13 protein-coding genes and 1 pseudogene are annotated in these 18,395 nt (G+C 53.0%); all 14 read right to left on the bottom strand.

Annotation, left to right across the window (positions count from 1 at the left end; translation table 11 throughout):
* Positions 1 to 81: 81 nt before the first annotated feature.
* The 14 genes and pseudogenes from J2S20_RS04965 to miaB all read right to left on the bottom strand — a co-directional run bounded on the left by J2S20_RS04965 (position 82) and on the right by miaB (position 18,394).
* Entirely contained in the window at positions 82 to 1,479 is a 1,398-nt protein-coding gene (locus tag J2S20_RS04965; RefSeq protein ID WP_307253829.1) for a biotin/lipoyl attachment domain-containing protein, read from the bottom strand.
* Between the two features lie 131 nt (positions 1,480 to 1,610).
* Positions 1,611 to 2,030: a twitching motility protein PilT gene (locus J2S20_RS04970; RefSeq protein ID WP_106611885.1), complete on the bottom strand. Its 420-nt coding sequence runs from the start codon at positions 2,028 to 2,030 to the stop codon at positions 1,611 to 1,613.
* Between the two features lie 71 nt (positions 2,031 to 2,101).
* On the bottom strand, positions 2,102 to 3,055 hold the full coding sequence (locus J2S20_RS04975) for a D-alanyl-D-alanine carboxypeptidase family protein (RefSeq protein ID WP_307253832.1): 954 nt from the start codon (positions 3,053 to 3,055) through the stop codon (positions 2,102 to 2,104).
* A gap of 64 nt (positions 3,056 to 3,119) precedes the next feature.
* Complete coding sequence (gene mgsA / locus J2S20_RS04980) at positions 3,120 to 3,518, bottom strand: methylglyoxal synthase (RefSeq protein WP_307253835.1); 399 nt, start codon at positions 3,516 to 3,518, stop codon at positions 3,120 to 3,122.
* 47 nt (positions 3,519 to 3,565) lie between these two features.
* Positions 3,566 to 4,723, bottom strand: coding sequence for an FtsW/RodA/SpoVE family cell cycle protein (locus tag J2S20_RS04985; RefSeq protein ID WP_307253838.1), 1,158 nt, complete (start codon positions 4,721 to 4,723; stop codon positions 3,566 to 3,568).
* A 73-nt stretch (positions 4,724 to 4,796) separates the two neighbouring features.
* Positions 4,797 to 7,688 carry a penicillin-binding transpeptidase domain-containing protein gene (locus tag J2S20_RS04990; RefSeq protein WP_307253841.1) on the bottom strand — a complete coding sequence of 964 codons (2,892 nt, stop codon included), beginning with the start codon at positions 7,686 to 7,688 and terminating at the stop codon, positions 4,797 to 4,799.
* A gap of 11 nt (positions 7,689 to 7,699) precedes the next feature.
* The gene (gene mreD / locus J2S20_RS04995; protein WP_106611992.1) at positions 7,700 to 8,212 is read right to left on the bottom strand and encodes a rod shape-determining protein MreD; all 513 of its coding nucleotides are present in this window, start codon (positions 8,210 to 8,212) and stop codon (positions 7,700 to 7,702) included.
* 190 nt (positions 8,213 to 8,402) lie between these two features.
* Positions 8,403 to 9,263, bottom strand: a pseudogene (mreC, locus tag J2S20_RS05000) (rod shape-determining protein MreC); the annotation flags it as partial.
* Positions 9,260 to 9,955: a RadC family protein gene (radC, locus tag J2S20_RS05005; RefSeq protein WP_106611890.1), complete on the bottom strand. Its 696-nt coding sequence runs from the start codon at positions 9,953 to 9,955 to the stop codon at positions 9,260 to 9,262. The gene radC and the pseudogene mreC, both read right to left, overlap by 4 nt.
* 168 nt (positions 9,956 to 10,123) lie before the next feature.
* Positions 10,124 to 11,392, bottom strand: a complete 1,269-nt coding sequence (locus tag J2S20_RS05010; RefSeq protein ID WP_465223530.1) for a methionine gamma-lyase family protein — start codon at positions 11,390 to 11,392, stop codon at positions 10,124 to 10,126.
* 80 nt (positions 11,393 to 11,472) lie between these two features.
* Entirely contained in the window at positions 11,473 to 12,435 is a 963-nt protein-coding gene (gene miaA / locus J2S20_RS05015) for a tRNA (adenosine(37)-N6)-dimethylallyltransferase MiaA (RefSeq protein ID WP_307253849.1), read from the bottom strand.
* A complete protein-coding gene (gene mutL, locus J2S20_RS05020; protein WP_307253853.1) occupies positions 12,432 to 14,327 on the bottom strand; it encodes a DNA mismatch repair endonuclease MutL in 1,896 nt (631 codons plus the stop codon). Before mutL ends, miaA begins: the two co-directional genes overlap by 4 nt.
* The gene (gene mutS, locus J2S20_RS05025) at positions 14,324 to 16,972 is read right to left on the bottom strand and encodes a DNA mismatch repair protein MutS (RefSeq protein WP_307254098.1); all 2,649 of its coding nucleotides are present in this window, start codon (positions 16,970 to 16,972) and stop codon (positions 14,324 to 14,326) included. Before mutS ends, mutL begins: the two co-directional genes overlap by 4 nt.
* 24 nt (positions 16,973 to 16,996) lie before the next feature.
* Positions 16,997 to 18,394, bottom strand: coding sequence for a tRNA (N6-isopentenyl adenosine(37)-C2)-methylthiotransferase MiaB (gene miaB, locus J2S20_RS05030; RefSeq protein ID WP_307253855.1), 1,398 nt, complete (start codon positions 18,392 to 18,394; stop codon positions 16,997 to 16,999).
* Position 18,395 lies beyond the last annotated feature (1 nt).

Consider the following 18,395-nt stretch of genomic DNA (forward strand, 5'->3'; position numbering starts at 1 on the left):
ACACACTCCTCAGTCCGTTCTTTTCCTCTGTATGTAAGCTTTATTCCTGCCAATCGTGAATCCCCAACTCTAGAATGACTTCTACTGATAAATAGGCTGGCCCTCTTTTCCCTCTACACCATTTAAAAGGATATGATCGTAGACATTCAGTCCATATTGTGTTCCGCGGTGCACCGTGACATATTCGTCATTTTCCTCTACAATATCAATCTGTTTAAACACTGCATACCCCTTATTAATATTGTATACTCCCTCCAGTGCAGCGCTTGCAGCGATCTGATAGCGCTCTCCGCTCTCCGGCTTTATGAGATAATCACCCTCCCGGATACTGCTGCCCTCAGACACATCTATGTAGCAGCTGTCTTCTGACTCATAAAATATCTCTGCAGGGGTAAATACCGCAGATACATTCCCGTCCTGATAGCTCTCCTTCAGAAAACCCTTATCAATGCTGTTTCCTCCATTTGTCAGGTACTCCTTCGGAACAGTATAAAAGGTCTTCTCCGTAATTGCAGAGCGTGGAATCTTCAGTCCATCGGAGCTCCCTGTATAAATCTGAAACTGCAGATATCTGTTGTCAATAAAGCGCACCATATATTGATGAAAGCTCAGCATGCCGTAATTCGTACCATCCGCCCCGCTCATTGTGCTGTAATCTCCTGTCAGCGTCAGATCCTGGCCCTTGAAGGCAACCCGCAGACTTTTCTTATCTGAAAACTCTGTCATGTCCTTCTCCGAGAGCGGAAACACCAGCTGCCAATCCTCCGAAGGAATGATCTTATAGACCGGAGCTCCACTCTCGGCAAGCGTCCCTGCGCTGATGTAGGAGGGGGTATAGGCTGTGCCATCAAAATCTTCTGCCTTGAGCTCCTCCGCAGTTTTCCCCTCGAAAGAATCTACATTGAAAGAGATCACACCGGATTCCGGAGAGCTGACCTGTGTGAAGTGAATGCCCTGATCGCTCAGAGTTGCATCCAGACTGTCCAGCATATTCAGACTGGTATACTCAGAGAGTACAGACTGCACCGAATCCCTGCTGTTATAAACTTCTGTAAAATGTGTTCTGTCATAGCCGGCCGAGAAGGAGTTCAGCCGGGTTTTCAACTCCTTCAGATTCTGTTCGCTGAGCATATCGTTGCTTCCGGCATTCTCGTCCAGATACTTTTTCAGATTTCCCGTCTCATCCAGAGAGTAAATTCTGGTTCCGACAGCGGCGCGCTTTCCGTTTCGTATGTAGTAGTTTATATAGCCTGAGGAGGGCGCATTCTGCACCTCCTCTGTGCGGAGAATGATACCTGTGCGCTCTGTATCACTCACCATTCCACCGCTCTCCACCTCATAAAAGCGCACTTTTTTTCTGCTCAGGTAGGAGCTCGCAGAGAAACAGAGGTAGATAAAGAGAATCAGAAAAATAATGACTCCGATATTCATTTTCAGAGGCCGTCTGTAGGGGACGACCTTTCGATTCCTGCCAGCCAAGAAATCCCTCCACCTGGTATTCTCACACCATGTCGCGTTCATATTCACAGGAAGTCAAAAAACTGCATCCTGTAAGCACTGACGGACAGCTCCTCAGAGCTGTCCGCCGTGGTTTGGAGTTCTGTTCATAATCAGAGGGCTGCGATAACATCCTTCTTCGCATTCTCCGGAAGCTCAGAGGCATCCATGGAGACACTGAGAATAAAGTTCACTTTATACTTTTCGCCCATCTTTTCAAGAGCATCAATGACAGGGGTGAGATCTCCGCCTTCCATATTGGAGAGCTTCAGGAAGCTGTCCAGAAATACAGTCTCAAGATCGTGATCCTGAGAAATAATACCGGAGATGAAACCCAGGAATCCGTCGCCGCTCATGATATCATACTCGCTGACATTGACAAGACGAATCTTATTGCTGAGCTCATACATGTGCTTGGAACTCTTATCCAGGTAAACAACGGTTCCCCTCGCATCCTTTACAGCTGCATTTGCCATATCCAGGAGACGCTTGGTTTTTCCCTTACCCTTGATGCCTGCAATAATCTGAACCATAGTCACAAACCTCCTTGACATTATTTACTTAACATTTATTATACGGTAACAAGCCAAAAAGTTCAATGCAATTACTCTGTTTTTTCCAGTACTGTATTCATATCACGATACAGTGCATCATGATTTACAGACTTCAGTGCAATCGCATAAAACAGATCTCCACTGTCCTTCTGCGCAGCAAGTGCGAGGCAGGCTCCGGCCGCGATGGTAGTTCCTGTCTTGCCTGCGACAACGTGAAGACCTGCCGGAAGCTCCGCCTTCCCATTCAGATAATAATTGGTGTTCTCCCATTTCTTCCTGACTGTTTCCCCGGCCGCATTTCTGTACTCTGCCTCGTAGACCGAGGTTCCGGCCATCTTCCGAAAGCGCTCATGCTTCATAGCCTCATGCAGAATGAGATACAGATCATAGGCTGTGGTATAGTGTTCAGGATCTGTCAGTCCATGTGTATTTGTAAAATGAGTTCCCGTCGCTCCGAGCTCCGCCGCCCGCCGGTTCATAAGTGCAACAAAGGCCTCGTCGCTTCCTGCAATGTTTTTTGCCGTCATATTGGCCGCGTCTGCTCCCGAGCGAAGCATCAGACCATAGAGCACCTGTTCCTCAGTGAGAACATCACCCTCTTTGATTCCGGCCATGCTTGCATTCGCTTCTGATACATGAATCTCCGGTCCCGCAACCCAGTCCTCCTCAGGCGTTCCCTGTTCCAGAGCTATGAGACAGGTCATAATTTTCGTTGTACTCGCCGGGTTCATGCGGACAAAGGGCTGTTTTACAAACAGCGCAGAGCTTGTACCCTCCTCTGACAGGAATACACTCTCTGCCCCGAGTGCAGCTTCCGTGTCGTCCGCCCTGTCTACAACTGCAAGTGAAGCTGCAAAGGGAGAAAGAAAAGCAACAGGACTCTCTGCGGCAAGCAGCGTGCTACTGCGACTCTTAAGGTCATAGCGCTGCTTCAGCAGCAACCCGCTCTCTGAAAACCACATGGCTGCCATAGAGCATACAAGCACAAGCAGCAGCCCGGGCACAAGCCGTGCAGAGAGGGAATGCCGTTTTTTCTTCCTCCGATGCCGCGAATGCGGCGCTTTGTGCTTAATGTCTGTAATAATTTCTGAATTCAAAATCTCCGCGCTCCATAGATTTAATCAGCAGCTCCGCTGTCGCGAGATTGGTCGCAACCGGAATATTATGAATGTCACAAAGTCTCAGCACGTTACTGACATCCGGCTCGTGTGGCTTTGGCTGCAGCGGGTCACGAAGAAAAATCACCAGATCGATTTCATTGGCCTCGATCTGTGCGCCCATCTGCTGCTCTCCTCCCAGATGTCCGGCGAGGTATTTGCGGATATTCAGATTTGTCACTTCTTCCACAAGTCTCCCAGTGGTTCCCGTGGCGTAAAGCGTATGCTTTGCAAGTATGCCCCGGTATGCAATACAAAAATTCTGCATCAGCTTCTTCTTGGCATCATGTGCGATCAGTCCAATATTCATTACTGCATTCCTCGTTCTTTCTACTGCTTTTGTTGCTTGCTTTATACTTATCGCCGAATATGCTTATCCGGGAGTTCCTCCTCCCGCACAAGACGATCCGTGCGCTGAAGCCCTACATTTAAGACGAGTCCCACCCCCATGTAAAAACTCAGCAGCGAGCTCACACCGTAGCTGATAAAGGGAAGTGTAAGTCCCGTATTGGGAAATATTCCGGTGGCGACTGCAATATTGGAAAAGCCCTGAAACGCAATCAACACACCGAATCCGACACAGATGATTCTGCCCTCTGCATTTTTTGCCTTCCCCGCAATGTACAGACACTCATAGACGATCACTGCATAGAGTAATATTACCAGAAGACAACCCAGGAATCCCAGCTCCTCTCCGATCACGGCAAATATAAAATCCGTCTGCTCCTCCGAGAGAAAATTTCCATTTTTCACAGAGGCGAGAGTGTTGTTGTTCAATCCCTTTCCAAACAACTGACCTGAGCCGATCGCCATGATGGAATTGTCCTGCTGCAAATTTGCGTCTGCGTAGCTGGACGGATATAAAAAAGCCAGAATCCGTTTTACCTGATACGGCTTCAGGAAGGGCACCAGTCCTCGCTGCAGCAACGCCGTGAAGCCAATGGAAAAAGGAAGCACGACTGCCAATGCCGCCCCGATCCAGCGATAGCTGAGCCCGGCTACGAAAATCATGGAAAAAATACAGACCAAAACCACAATGGTCGTTGAGAGATCCGGTTCTGAGGCAATGAGAAACACGGGAATCATCAGCAGTCCGGAAAACACTAGAAGAAAATGAGCCTTATTTAACGCCTCCAGATTCTTTCCAAGCAGCCATGCGGCAAAAAGAATGATGCCAATCTTGGCAAATTCTGAGGGCTGAAGCTGTCCCAGCCCCGGAATCACGATCCATCTCCTCGCGCCGCCGCGAATTCTGCCGTAGACAATCACCAGAAGAAGCAGCAGACAGCAGCCCGCATACAGAGGAACTGCATAGCGCAGCAGCTTCTGGTAGGGGAGAAGACTCAGCACAAGCATCGCAGTGATTCCGATTGCTGCGCCGCTCAGCTGCCTTCCTACGATCGCCATATCATGATTCGACGCACTGTTGATGACCAGCAGTCCGATCAGATTCAATCCGAGAACTGCAAACAGCAGCCGAAACGCAAAAGATTTGTAGTGATATGGTAAAATCATAGCTCTCTCCTGAATTTTACATTAAAATTCTCTTTTTTTCCAGCTTTTTTTAGGAAAAAATCACAAATTCTTATCAATCCTCAATATTAATTTCACTGGCGCTCTGTGCGCCTGTATTCAAAATATAGTCGAGACTCGTATAGCCAAAGCACAGGCGATAAACATCCTTTGATACCGAGGCTGCGTTTGTTGAGGTATATCCGTAGGGAATATTGACTGTAACTGCGATCTGCGGATTCTCATAGGGTCCGAAAGAAATGAAGAACGCGTGGTTCGCCCTGCTCTTTGACTCCTGTGCCGTACCTGTCTTTCCGGCAATATTAACCTCGAGATCCTTAAATAATCTTCTTGCGGAGCCGTATTCAACCACCTCTCTCATGCCCTGCTGCACCGCATTCCAGTCCTCCTGACGAATATCGATCTGCTCCTCCACCTCCGGCTCATAGGTTTTTAAGAGCCCCCCCTGCCAGTCCGTGACATGATCCAGAACAGAGAGATTATAGACTGTGCCACGATTTGCCAGCGCTGTGACATAGCGGGACAGCTGCACATTTGCAAAGGAGTGTGTACCCTGTCCGATCGCGGACTGCTCCGGACTCTTATCAGAAATCATCGGGTCATTCTCAATAATTTCGACTCCGGACTTTCTGTTCAGACCGAACATGGAGGCATATTTCTGTATGCGGCTGATGCCAAGCTTCGGATCATAATTGCCGCTCTCATCTGTTGCGAGGCGATGGCCGATGTCTGCAAAAAAGAAGTTACAGGAATTGCGTATTCCAGTGACAATATTTTCCACGCCATGACTTCCGGGATAGATCCAGCAGCGCATCGGCGGCGTAATGGTGTCGTAGAGACCTGTGCAGTTGATGCTCTCGTTCAGTCCAATGACATTCTCTTCAAGCCCTGCGAGCGCAGCAATTGGCTTAAAGGTCGAACCGGGAGCCTTTCTGGCCTGTGTCGCATTATTGTACAGCGGAAGGGACTGGTCCTTCACAAGGCGATTATAGTAGTCTACATCCATACTGTTGGTCAGGCGGTTATTATCATAGCCCGGATAGGAAACCAGCGCCTTCACCTTACCTGTATGAATATCTGTGACCACACAGCCGGCCGTGCAGGGATCCAGTGCAAGCTGAGCAGGAGTGATTTTTATTTCGGAGACCTGACGCACAAAAAAGCGGTAGGCGTACTCATTTCCATTCTCCAGAAGCAATGCCCTCTCATTTCCCGAGTCTTCCAGCACGCCCTGATCAAAGAGCGCAAGGCAAAGCTCCTTTCCCTGAACGATATTGTTTCGTATCATATACTGACAGATCAGCTTCTCAAAATCTGCATTTTCATTCAGACGATTCAACGCATCCTCTACCAGTGCCTTATAGATATCGTCAGCTCCCGTGTATTTACTCGGCGCATTGAGCACGGTCGTATCCACCCAGCCGTCCCGTATACCATCGTAGAGAAATTCCCGGAGACTAATGGAATCCGCCTTCCAGCGCGTATAGTACTCCGTGCTGACATCAATCTGGTCGCGGTGCACGACTGCCACCTGTTCAGAAGAAAGCATACTGTAAATAAAATACATAAACGCACGCTGATCATCCGCGAGCTCCGACATATTCCGCGGTGACGGGTTCATGAGCTCCGCTCTCAGCGCTGCGAGGGAGCTCTCCGTATAGGCCTGAAGTCTGGAGGCAATGGTTCGCTCCACGCTGCTGGCCTCCTCCGAGCGCATATGCGTCAGGGAGAGCACATTGTTTCCGATCAGCTGATAGTAGGCATCCTTGATCGGTATGAGGCGCGCAGTGGAATCTGTCCGATCGGTATTGGGCGTGTCCTCATTGACAAGCTTCGCCGCCAGCACACCGGCAAGATGCTGCTCAAGAAGGTGATAGATTCCCACCTGAAGATCCCTGTCGATTGAGAGATAGACATCATTTCCGGCAACAGGAGCTGTCTCGCTCTTCACTTCCATGACGTGACCGACATTATCCACATATATGGTACGGAGTCCCTTCGTGCCATGAAGCTCCGGCTCCATATATTCTTCGATCCCTGTTCGTCCCACCGTATCGCTCAGCGAGTAGTCTGCATTTTCCTCCTGCAGGCGGCTCAGCTGATCCTCCTGCACTTTTCCAACATAGCCGATGATGGAGGAGAAGGGCAGGGCATCATTGTAGACCCGCTCTGTAGTCTGCGCACACTCCACGCCGAGGAGCTCCGCCTGATTTTCAAGAAGCTCCGCCCTGGTTTCCTCCTGCACATGGTCAACAACCGTGGTCTTCTCGTAGCGCTTGTACGCCGTGAGGCCCATCGTATAGCGAATGTTTACCAGCTCCAGAGTTTCCAGAGGGCTCAGCTCTATTTTCTCTCCGCTCTCCTTCTTCAGCTTATCGAGATCATAGTTTTTTACCTTCTGCTGTATCAGAGCCTCCGCCGTGATATCTGCAGGATACTTACCTCTGCCGTCCGTGAGCTCATCCACTCTTCTCAGCCCATAAATATCCCGCAGGAAACGCTTTCTCGCATCCTCGCTTCCGGAAGTAAAATAATATTCCTGGTTTTCGTTCAGGGATATCTCGAGCCGCCCGGTGACCGTCTCCCCGTGCTTATTTAATATCTGTATCAGGCGGTAGTACATCAGATTTCTCGCCGCAGCGGATTTATAATCGCCGGTGTCCTGCACTGTCACGGCATAGGAGAGACGGTTGTAGGCGAGCAGCTTTCCGTTGCAGTCAAAGATATTGCCTCGGGTTGCCGCTGTGCTCACGGTCTTCTCTGTCTTCTGAATGTAATCATTTAAGTAGCGCTCTCCGTTCAGGATCTGAAGGTGGTAAAGACGCACCGTCATGATCGTAAGAAGAAACGCATAGCCTGTGCCCAGCATAAAAAGCCGGGAAGCTTTCAGCCTGCCCCCCAGCTCTCTCGCCAGCTCCTTCAATACAGTCACAAAATCTCTCAGCAACGTTTTATACCTCAGTTGACCGCATGTCTCCGGTCCATAATCTCAAGTTTTCTGTTGTACCAGAGAAAGAAACGGTATATTAACAATGTGAACAGAAGCGAAATAATGATCTCCGGCAGGATGATCGTTCTGAAATAAAAGAGAAAGTGCATTTTGCCCCGAATAAAAAAACGCAGCAGATAGATGTACAAATTATAGACAAACTCATTGACCGTACACAGAAAGAGCGGCAGAGTAATGTAATTCTCATAGTAATATCTCGAGAGACAGCCATTCATGTAGCCGATCCACATAAACAACAGTGAGAAAAATCCAAAGGCTCCCGAATGAAAAAGATCCAGAAGCAAACCGGCCATAAAGCCGTAGCACATTCCCGCCCGTGGTCCGTAGATGAAACCGTAGGCAAAGGTCAGGATCAGCACGAGATTCGGCGATACGGACAGAAAGGGAATGAAGGGAAAGACACAGCTCTGAAGCGCAAAAATCACGATCAGGAGAGCGATATTTGCTGCAACTCTTCTCATCTGCTCCTCCTCAATCTGCGCGCCCTGTTTCCAGAGAGACATTGTCCATGCTCATCGGAGAGCTCTCCTCTGAGGGAGCGGAGGCCTCCACACTTACAGGCATTTCCGCAACAGGAGAAATTATCTCTGCAGTACTACTCGCCTGCGCTGTCTGCGCCTCAGTGCTTTCCGCCTGTGCACCAGCTTCCCCGGCGGTCTCGCTCTGCGCGCCGCTGTTCTCCCTGTATTCTGACTTCAGATCCAATACCACCAAAACCTCCTGCAGCGTGCCGAAATCTGCCACCGGTATCAGCGAACCGCTGCGCGTCAGTCTCGCCGGGTCCGTCTTCAGATCCCCGGCATAACCGATCAGGATGCCCGGAAGAAACTTTGAGCTGATCGTACTGGTCACGATCTTATCCCCGTCCTTGATGTCTGCGGTGTCCGTAATATCACTGATTCTCAGCTTTCCCTCCGCATAGCTCTGAAGGTCTCCGGACACCACACAGGGATCTCCGGACTGCAGCGCCATGGCGCTCACCCGGCTCACATCATCAATGATAGAGCGCACCGTCGCATAATTGGCGCCGACATTTGTGACAATTCCGACCAGTCCTCCTCCGGCCAGCACGTTCATATCCACCTGTATACCGTCTGCGGAGCCCTTGTCAATACGGAAAATGTGAAACCACCCGCCGGTATCCTTTGCGATCACACGGGCACCGGTCATGCGGTACTGCCCATACTCCTGATTCAGCTCATACAGCGCGCGAAGACGCTTCAGCTCAAAGCCGTCTGCCTCAAGCCGCACATTCTCCATCGTGAGCTCGTCAATCCGGGCCTTAAGCTTCGCATTATCCTCCAGCGCGGTCTTCAGCTTCTCCCGGTTCTTCACGTCATTGTACAGGGCCTTTCCGACGCGGTTCACCCCGGACTGCACCGGAAGCAGAAAATAACCGACTGCTGTACGGAGCGGTGACAGCCACTCATCACGAACCGTAGTCACACCGATCATAGCGAGACACAGCACGCTCAGAATAATCAAAAGCATTTTATTGTTTGATAATTTCACAGTGTTCCCCACTCCTTGAAGCTGTAATAGCGATTGTCTCCAATAATAATGTGATCCGCAAGGCGGATTCCAATGAGAGCTCCTGCCTCCGCGACCTGCTTTGTGACGCTTCTGTCCTCGCTGCTGGGACTCGGATCTCCGCTCGGATGGTTATGGATCAGGATCAGGTGTACAGCTCTGTGCCGCAGCGCTCCGATCATGATTTCCCGCACCGAGAGCACTGAGGCATTCACTGTCCCCCGTGTCAGAATCTGATCCCGCATAAGGCGCAGCCTGGTGTCCAGATAGACAATGCGCAGCTCCTCCTGCTCGAGATGCCGCATTTCCTGCATATAATAGCGGGCACAGACAGCCGGTTCCGAAAAGACAGGAAGTGTCAGTGTCCCTCCGGCCTCCCGTCTCCAGATCCTCTTTGCAAGCTCTCCGATGGCGAGGAGCTGCACCGCTTTCACCGGCCCGATGCCGGAGCACTCCAGATACTCCTCATAGCTGTGATGCAAAAAACCGCCGAGCCCCTCATGGGCTCCGCTCAGATTCAGAATTTTTTCCGAGAGACGCAGCACATCCAGCTTTTCACTTCCGGTTCTGAGCAGCACCGCAAGAAGCTCTGCATCTGTCAGCACCTCCACGCCGCATCGCTGTGCCTTTTCGCAGGGGCGGTCATGCACCGCCGTTTCTCTCAATTTGTTCATCAGGGATCTCCTTTCGCGGCTCTCCAGGCACACACGGCGGGAAATCAGTTCAGGCAGAATTTCGCCCGAATTCAGAACAATATGATGTCAGGCTCACAAAGCCCCGTCTCCATCGGCAGGCCTGCCATATGGAAAGGCTCCTGATCCTGATATCACAGTATAGCATATTCAAATGAGGGACGCATCCAAAAGTTGCTGCAGCGACATGAGCACACCGGTCTTTGCGTGCGCGTAGCTTAGGCCCCCCTGAAAGAAGGCAGTATACGGCGGACGCATGGGGCCGTCCGCAGAGAGCTCGATCGAGGCCCCTGACACAAAGGCACCCGCGGCCATGATAACCGGATCATCATAGCCCGGCATATCCCATGGCTCCGGTGTCACATAGCTGTCCACAGGTGCCGCGTACTGAATTCCGCGACAAAAGGCACAGAGCCCCTCTGCTGTCTTCAGATCAACAGACTGAATGATATCATAGCGTGGTTCCTCCGCCCGCGGGCAGACAGAAAAGCCAAGGTCCTGATAGAGCTGTGCAGCAAAGATGGCGCCCTTCTCCGCGGCGGCAGTCACCGTCGGAGAGAGAAAGAGCCCCTGATAGAGGGAGCGGCTCACACCGAGAGAGGCGCCCAGCTCCTTGCCGAGCCCCGGTGCCGTGAGGCGAAAGGCCGCGTTCTCAATATACTCCGCACGTCCCGCAATGTAACCGCCGATCGGAGCCAGACCCCCGCCCGGATTTTTAATCAGAGAGCCGACGATCATATCAGCTCCCACGTCGGAGGGCTCAATGGTTTCCACAAACTCCCCGTAGCAGTTGTCTACCATGCAGATCACATCCGGGCGCAGCTTTTTGATAAAGCGGATCAGCTCAGCAATCTGCTCCACCGAGAGAGTCGGACGGGAGGCATAGCCCTTGGAGCGCTGTATCTCAACAAGACGGGTGTGCTCATTCAGGGCTGCACGTATCCCCGGGTAGTCAAAGCTGCCGTCCTCACTCAGCGCGACCTCACGGTAGCTCACACCGTACTCCTTGAGAGAGCCCTTCTGCGGACGTATTCCTATCACCTCGTCCAGCGTATCATAGGGCTTTCCCACAGGGCAGAGCAGCTCGTCTCCCGGGCGCAGATTGCCGAAAAGCGCCACTGTGAGCGCATGCGTTCCACTGACCAGCTGTGCGCGCACCAGCGCATCCTCTGTGTGAAAGACAGAAGCATAGACCTTTTCCAGCGTATCTCTTCCAAGGTCATTGTAGCCGTAGCCTGTACTCGGAGCAAAGTGTGCCTCTCCAACCCGGTTGTCCCGGAATGCCTTCAGAACCTTTGCCTGATTATATTCCGCAATTCTGTCGATACGTGCAAAGCGGGAGCGGCACTTCTCCTCCGCTGCCTCCCCAAGCTTCAGCGCCCGCTCGGAAATTCCGATGGAGCTGTACATCTCCCTCATTTCTGTCTCAAAATCCATGTCTGAATGAACCTCTCTGTTCTTTTCTCTCACTCAAATGATATAAGCGGACCAAACGCCGCTCAGAAACTTTCTTCCTCCGGCTCCGACAGGAGGGAAATACACTCCGCTGTCATGCGCGCAAGGATCTGCCTCCGGTCACCGCCATACTCCTCCGGGGAAAGCCATATGGCCTCCGGCTCCCGCTTAAACCAGGTGAGCTGACGCTTCGCAAAGTGCCGCGTCTCCCGCTTGATTCTCTCAACCGCCTCCTCCAGACTTGCGATGCCCTCGAGATAGTCAAAGATCTGACGGTAACCTATGCCCTGCATGGACACAAGATCTGAGCTTAATCCTCTGTCTCTCAGTTCCTTTACTTCCTGAAGCAGGCCATCCGCCATCATCCGGTCGACGCGCGCATCAATGCGCCGGTAGAGAGCCGCGCGATCCATGCTCAGCACATAGTAGAGAAAGCGATAGGGAGACTGCCGCTCCCGCTGCTCCCGGTTGTGCTCAGAGATTTTTCTTCCGGTCAGGCGGTAAAACTCCAGCGCGCGCAGCACCCGTTTTCTGTTGTTCGGATGTATCTGTGCTGCGGCCTCCGGATCGACAGAGTTAAGCTGCGCGTACATATGCTCTGCGCCGCAGCGTGAGAGCTCCTCCGTCAGTGCCGCGCGAAGATTCGTATCGTCTGCGCGCAGATCAAAATCAATATCATAGAGCACAGACTGAATATAGAAACCCGTTCCCCCTGTGATCAGAGGGATGTGTCCGTTTGCATAGATCCGTTCCATGGCTGCCCGGACCATATCCCGGAAGACGCAGACATTGAAGGGCTCCCTCGGATCGAGCACATCGATCATATGATGCGGAACTCCCTCCATCTCCTCCTCCGTAATCTTCGCTGTTCCGATATTCATCCCGCGGTATACCTGCATGGAGTCTGCACTGATAATCTCCGCCCCGATTTTTTTTGCGAGGCGCACCGAGAGCGCCGTCTTCCCCACTGCAGTGGGGCCTGCCAGTATGATCAGCGGTCGCTTCATAGCACTCTCTTAAACCTCCGTTCCAGCTCCCCCTTGGTCAGACGGATTACAGTCGGACGGCCGTGCGGGCAATTATATGGATCCTTCAGACGAAAAAGCTCCGTGAGCAGCTTCTCCGCCTCTCCTGTGGAGAGCTTCTGATTCCCCTTTACCGCAGCCTTGCAGGACATAGACGCAGTCTTTTCGATGATGAGCTGAGGAAGCCCTGCCCCAACCTCCTCTGAGAGACTCCCTATCATAGTCTTAAAGAGCTCATCCTTCATAACAGAGGGAAGTATATTGGGGACGGCGCGAACAGCAAACTCATGACCTCCGAAGTGGTCGATTTCATAGCCAAGACTGTGAAAGAGCCCGGCATACTCCGAGAGCAAAGCCGCCTCCCGGTCTGTCAGTGTGACTATGAGCGGCGGCATGAGACTCTGCGAGCTCACACACTGATGCTCATAGTCAGAGAGAAAGCGCTCATAATTGATTTTTTCATGTGCCGCATGCTGATCGATGATGTAGAGCGCATCATTCCACTCCGCGATCCAGTAAGTCTCAAAGACATCTCCGACGAGGCGCACAGATGCCCGGTGCTCCGGTGCAATAAAGGAATACTGTCCATTGCGCTGCACAAGCCCAAACTCCGGCTGCGGCTCTCTGATGATCCCGCTCTGCACAGCTGTCTCTTCCGGAACTGTGCGCCGCGCCTCTGTCTCCTCCACCTCCGGGATCCGCATTGCAGACTGTGTCTGCTGCGCTCTGTCACTGTGCGCAGCAGGCTCCAAAGCTCCCTGTTTCTGAAGCAGCTCCATCGCAGCGCGTCTCTCTTCAAAGGGCTCCGCCGGACGCGCACTCCGTTTATTCTCCTCCGTACTCTTTCGTTTCTCCCTCTGTCCCGGAAGCTCCACGCTCCGTATCAGCTCCGTTTTTCGAAGCCCATCCTCCACGGCCTCCTTCACGAAGAGATATACCGCCTGAGAATCGGAAAAACGAAGCTCCCGCTTCGTCGGGTGCACGTTGACATCCACTCCTGCGGGATCCAGCGTAAGCGAGAGAACCGAAAAGGGAAAACTGTGCTGCATCATAAGATTTCCAAAGCCGTCCTCGATTGCCCGGGCAATCACGCTGCTCTTCACATAGCGGCCGTTGACGCAGTAGTGCTCCATCGCGCGGCTACCCCGCGAGATCTCAGGCTTCCCGATAAAGCCCCGCAGCTCAAAGCCCTCCCGTTCTGCCTTCAGTTCAATCAGGCTGTTTGCGATCTCCCTGCCGTAGAGCTGATAGATAATATCCCGAACCGCACCGTTCCCGCTCGTTCCAAAGCGGTTCTGCCCGTTCATGATAAATCTGATCGAGACCTCCGGATGTGAGAGCGCAAGCTGCTCCGCCAGCTCTGCAATATGTGCGGCTTCCGTCGCGGGAGACTTTAAGAATTTACGCCTTACAGGTGTATGAAAGAAAATATCCCGGGCGATGAGAGTCGTCCCCTCCGGCGCACCGATCTCCTCGAAGCTCTTCTCCTTTCCGCCCTCAATCACATAGCGGGTTCCGGTGAGCGCCGCCGCTGTCTTTGTGATGATTTCCGTCCTGCAGACCGCCGCAATGCTGGAGAGAGCCTCTCCGCGGAAGCCCAGACTCCGCACGCGCTCCAGATCGCCTGCGGAGCGTATCTTGCTGGTCGCATGGCGAAGAAAGGCCTCCCGCACCTCCTCTCTCGGAATGCCGCAGCCGTTGTCTGTCACCCGGATCAGAGACTGTCCGCCGTCTCGGATCTCAATGGTAAGGGAGGACGCTCCCGCATCGATGGCGTTCTCCGAGAGCTCCTTCACGATGGAGGCGGGCCGCTCAATCACCTCTCCCGCAGCGATCTTATTGATGGTCTCACTGTCCAGAAGTTGAATACTCAAGACTTACCTCCCCTCGCACTCTCCTGCAAGCGATACAGCGTGTTCAGCGCCTCAATCGGTGTCATGGCAGAGAGCTCCAGCTTTAAGAGCTCCGCAGAGAGACTGCTCTCCTGTGTTTCCCCGCTGTTTTTCCGGAAATCAAAGAGTGAGAGCTGATTCTCATCCTCCGGCTCCGGTCTCGTCTGAACGGTGCTTTTTGTCCCGCGGGCCGCCGCGATCTCTGCTGCCCGCGTCGCAATATCTGCCCCGGAGAGCTCCGCAGCGATCTCCTTCGCCCTGTCGATCACAGGCTGCGGCACGCCTGCGAGTCGCGCGACCTGAATTCCGTAGCTCCGGTCAGCACCTCCCCTGACAATCTTTCTCAGAAAGACGATATCCTCTCCCTGCTCCTTCACCGCAATGCAGTAGTTATTGACACCCGGTACCGTTCCCTCCAGCTCCGTGAGCTCATGATAATGTGTCGCAAAAAGCGTCTTCGCCCCCAGTATGCGGGGATTTGCGATGTGCTCCACTACAGCCCAGGCGATTGAAAGTCCATCAAAGGTCGAAGTTCCCCGCCCGATCTCATCCAGTATCACCAGACTGTTTTTCGTCGCATTCCGGAGTATGTTCGCAACCTCTGTCATCTCGACCATGAAGGTGCTCTGCCCACTCGCGAGATCATCCGACGCCCCGACGCGGGTGAAGATGCGATCACAGATTCCGATATCCGCCTCTTCCGCCGGCACAAAGGATCCCATCTGCGCCATGAGCACGATGAGAGCAGTCTGCCGCATATAAGTAGACTTTCCTGCCATATTTGGCCCTGTAATGATGGAGATGCGGTTTTCTCTGCCGTCCAGCAGCGTGTCATTTGCCACAAAGCGCCCGCTGTCCATCATTCGCTCCACTACGGGATGCCGTCCGCCCCGGATGAAGAGACTCCCCTTCTCATTGATCTGCGGCCGCACATAGCCGTAGCGCTCCGCGACGTCAGCGAGGGAGGCCAGCACATCTGTCTCTGCGACCATGCGTGCACTCTCCTGTATCCTCTCCACCTCCTTCGCGACACTGCTGCGAATCTCCGTAAAGAGCTCGTACTCAAGGCTTAAGAGCTTATCCTCCGCTCCGAGTATCGTCTCCTCCAGCTTCTGAAGTTCTTCACTCGTGAATCGCTCCGCATTGGTGAGGGTCTGCTTTCGTATAAAGTAGTCCGGCACCTGTGAAAGAAAGGAATTCGTCACCTCAAAATAGTAACCAAAGACCTTGTTGAACTTGATTCTGAGGTTCTTGATTCCGGTCTTCTCCCGTTCCCGGGCTTCAAGCTCCGCGAGCCAGCTCTTGCCCTCTGTGCTGGCGCGACGGAGTGTGTCCACCCTCTCGTTATAGCCGTCGCGAATGATGTTGCCCTCCCGCACAGTGATCGGCGGCTCATCCTGTACAGACTGCGCAATCAGCCCGCAGATATCCTCCAGCGTATCCATACGCTCCGCGAGATACTGAAGCCGCGCCGAGGAAAATCCCGTCAGGAGACTCCGTACCGGAGGCAGCATCTCAAGCGAGCTTCGAAACGCGATGAGATCCCGCGGTGTGGCGCTGCCCGAGCTGATTCTCCCCATGAGGCGCTCCATATCATAGATTGGGTTCAGGTACTCCCGGAGCTCCTCCCTGTCGATGTAGCGCTCCTTCAGCTCCCCGACGGCTTCCTGACGCGCTGTGATGCGATCCTTTTTCACGAGTGGCTGTTCCACAAAGCTGCGCAAAAGACGCGCGCCCATGGCAGTTTTCGTCCTGTCAAGAACCCAGAGGAGGGATCCGTGCTTCTCCTTCTCCCGCATAGTCTCCACCAGCTCCAGATTCCGCCGGGAGGAGGAGTCAATGATCAGAAATTCTCCGCTGCTGTAGGGACGCAGCGCAGTGATCAGCGTGCAGCTGTGCTTCTGCGTCTCATAGAGATACTGCATTACCGCTCCCGCGGCGCAGCTTCCCTCCGGATAGTCCTTAAGGCCCAGTGCCTCAAGACTCGCCGCATGAAAATGCTCTTTCAGTATGCGCGCGCTGTTTTCGTCAGAAAAATAAAAATCCTCCGGATAGCTCACGGAGACATTGGAGGCTCCGCCGAGATTCTCCTGCACCGCGCCGCTCATATCAAAGGCGTGATTTAAGAGCAGCTCGGAGGGATTGTACTGATTCAATTCGTCTGTGAGTCCCTTGATCGTCTCCACCTCAGTCACAAAGAAATCTCCTGTGCTGATATCCGCCGCGCAGATGCCGAAACGCCCCGCCGCATAGAATACTGCCGCGAGAAAATTATTCTTGCCCTCCTCCAGCGCTCCCTCTGCTGTGATGGTTCCCGGCGTCACAACCTTGATTACCTCGCGCTTCACAAGCCCCTTTGCGAGCTTTGGATCCTCTACCTGCTCCGCAATGGCAACCTTATATCCCCGCTTTACGAGGCGGCTGATATAAGCGTCCGCCGCATGAAACGGCACGCCGCACATCGGCGCGCGCTCCAAAAGTCCGCAGTCCTTTCCCGTCAGAGTGAGCTCCAGCTCCTTTGACACACAGAGTGCATCCTCAAAGAACATCTCATAAAAATCACCCAGACGGTAAAAGAGGATACAGTCCGGGTAAGCCTTCTTTGTCTCCAGGTAATGTGTCATCATCGGCGAAAGTCCTGCCACGCTGTCTTACTCCTTCCTTCGGCCCATATAATAAAAGCCCTTCGATTCTGTGAGCTCCACATCCACGATCTCTCCGATCAGGGAGCGGTCTCCCGGAAAATGCACCATGAGATTATTCCCCAGCCGCCCTGTGAGATACCCCTCCGCGTGGCTGTCCTCCTCTTCCACAAGCACCGGCATCACATTCCCCTGATCGCGGTCCGCAACTGTTCCTGCCTGACTCTGCACAAGCTCTATCAGTCGCTTCATGCGGTCTGCAACGACCTCCGGCGCCACCTGCTCCTCAAAGGAGGCAGCGGGCGTTCCGCTTCGCTTGGAGTAAATAAAGGTGAAGGCCGACTGGAAATGACAGCGGCGCACCACATCAAGCGTATCCTGAAAATCCTCCTCCGTCTCGCCCGGAAAGCCCACGATGATATCTGTCGTGAGACCGACATCCGGCAGCTCACGCTTTATTTTATCTACCAGCGAAAGGTAGGCCTCCTTTGTGTAACGACGGTTCATGCGCCGCAGTATCCCTGTGCTTCCGGACTGCAGCGGCAGGTGCAGATGGCGGCAGACCTTCGGATTCTCTCGGATCGCCGCAATGAGATCATCGGAGAGATCCTTCGGATGAGGCGTCATAAAGCGGACGCGCTGAAGCCCCTGAACCCTGCACACCCGCCGCAGAAGATCTGCAAAGCCCACCGGACGCTCCAGCGTTTTTCCGTAAGAATTAACATTCTGTCCAAGCAGCATGATCTCCTTTACGCCATCCGCCACCAGCGCACGTACCTCTGCGAGGATATCCTCCGGCTCCCGGCTCTGTTCCCGTCCGCGCACATATGGGACGATGCAGTAGGTGCAGAAATTATTGCAGCCGTACATAATATTGACCCCGGACTTAAAACGAAGCTTTCTCTTTACGGGCATGTGATCGCGAAACGCATCCCTCTGCTCTTCCACGTCAAAGACACGCTGCTTCTCTGTCTCGCAGGCATACAGAAGCTCCGGAAACTTCCAGATATTATGCGTTCCGAAGACGAGATTCACAAAGTGATACTTCTGCCTTATCCGGAGCACCTCATCCTTCTCCTGCATCATGCAGCCGCAGATACCGATCAGCATATCCGGATTTACCTTCTTGAAATGCTTCACAATGCCGAGATGGCCGTAGAGCTTCTCATTTGCATTTTCCCGCACCGTACAGGTGTTAAAGAGGAGAATGTCTGCGTCCTCACTGTCCGTCTCCGCACATCCGATCTCCGAGAGTACGCCGGAGAGCTTCTCCGAATCACGGGCATTCATCTGACAGCCCATAGTCGTGATGTGGTAGCGCACGGGGCGCCGAAGTCTCTCCCTTTTTTCTGCAATAATCCTTTTCAGCTGCTCTGTAAAAAGCTGCTGCTTCTGTTCTTCTGCCATT

Origin of the sequence: Moryella indoligenes, from assembly GCF_030812885.1 — a bacterium.
Lineage (GTDB): Bacteria > Bacillota > Clostridia > Lachnospirales > Lachnospiraceae > Moryella > Moryella indoligenes.

Excerpts from the sequence above, each read along its gene's own strand:
- mutS (WP_307254098.1), bottom strand. The coding sequence starts at position 16,972 with ATGATGACACATTACCTGGAGACAAAGAAGGCTTACCCGGACTGTATC.
- J2S20_RS04985 (WP_307253838.1), bottom strand. The coding sequence starts at position 4,723 with ATGATTTTACCATATCACTACAAATCTTTTGCGTTTCGGCTGCTGTTT.
- J2S20_RS04970 (WP_106611885.1), bottom strand. The coding sequence starts at position 2,030 with ATGGTTCAGATTATTGCAGGCATCAAGGGTAAGGGAAAAACCAAGCGT.
- radC (WP_106611890.1), bottom strand. The coding sequence starts at position 9,955 with ATGAACAAATTGAGAGAAACGGCGGTGCATGACCGCCCCTGCGAAAAG.
- miaB (WP_307253855.1), bottom strand. The coding sequence starts at position 18,394 with ATGGCAGAAGAACAGAAGCAGCAGCTTTTTACAGAGCAGCTGAAAAGG.
- J2S20_RS05010 (WP_465223530.1), bottom strand. The coding sequence starts at position 11,392 with ATGAGGGAGATGTACAGCTCCATCGGAATTTCCGAGCGGGCGCTGAAG.
- mreD (WP_106611992.1), bottom strand. The coding sequence starts at position 8,212 with ATGAGAAGAGTTGCAGCAAATATCGCTCTCCTGATCGTGATTTTTGCG.
- miaA (WP_307253849.1), bottom strand. The coding sequence starts at position 12,435 with ATGAAGCGACCGCTGATCATACTGGCAGGCCCCACTGCAGTGGGGAAG.
- mgsA (WP_307253835.1), bottom strand. The coding sequence starts at position 3,518 with ATGAATATTGGACTGATCGCACATGATGCCAAGAAGAAGCTGATGCAG.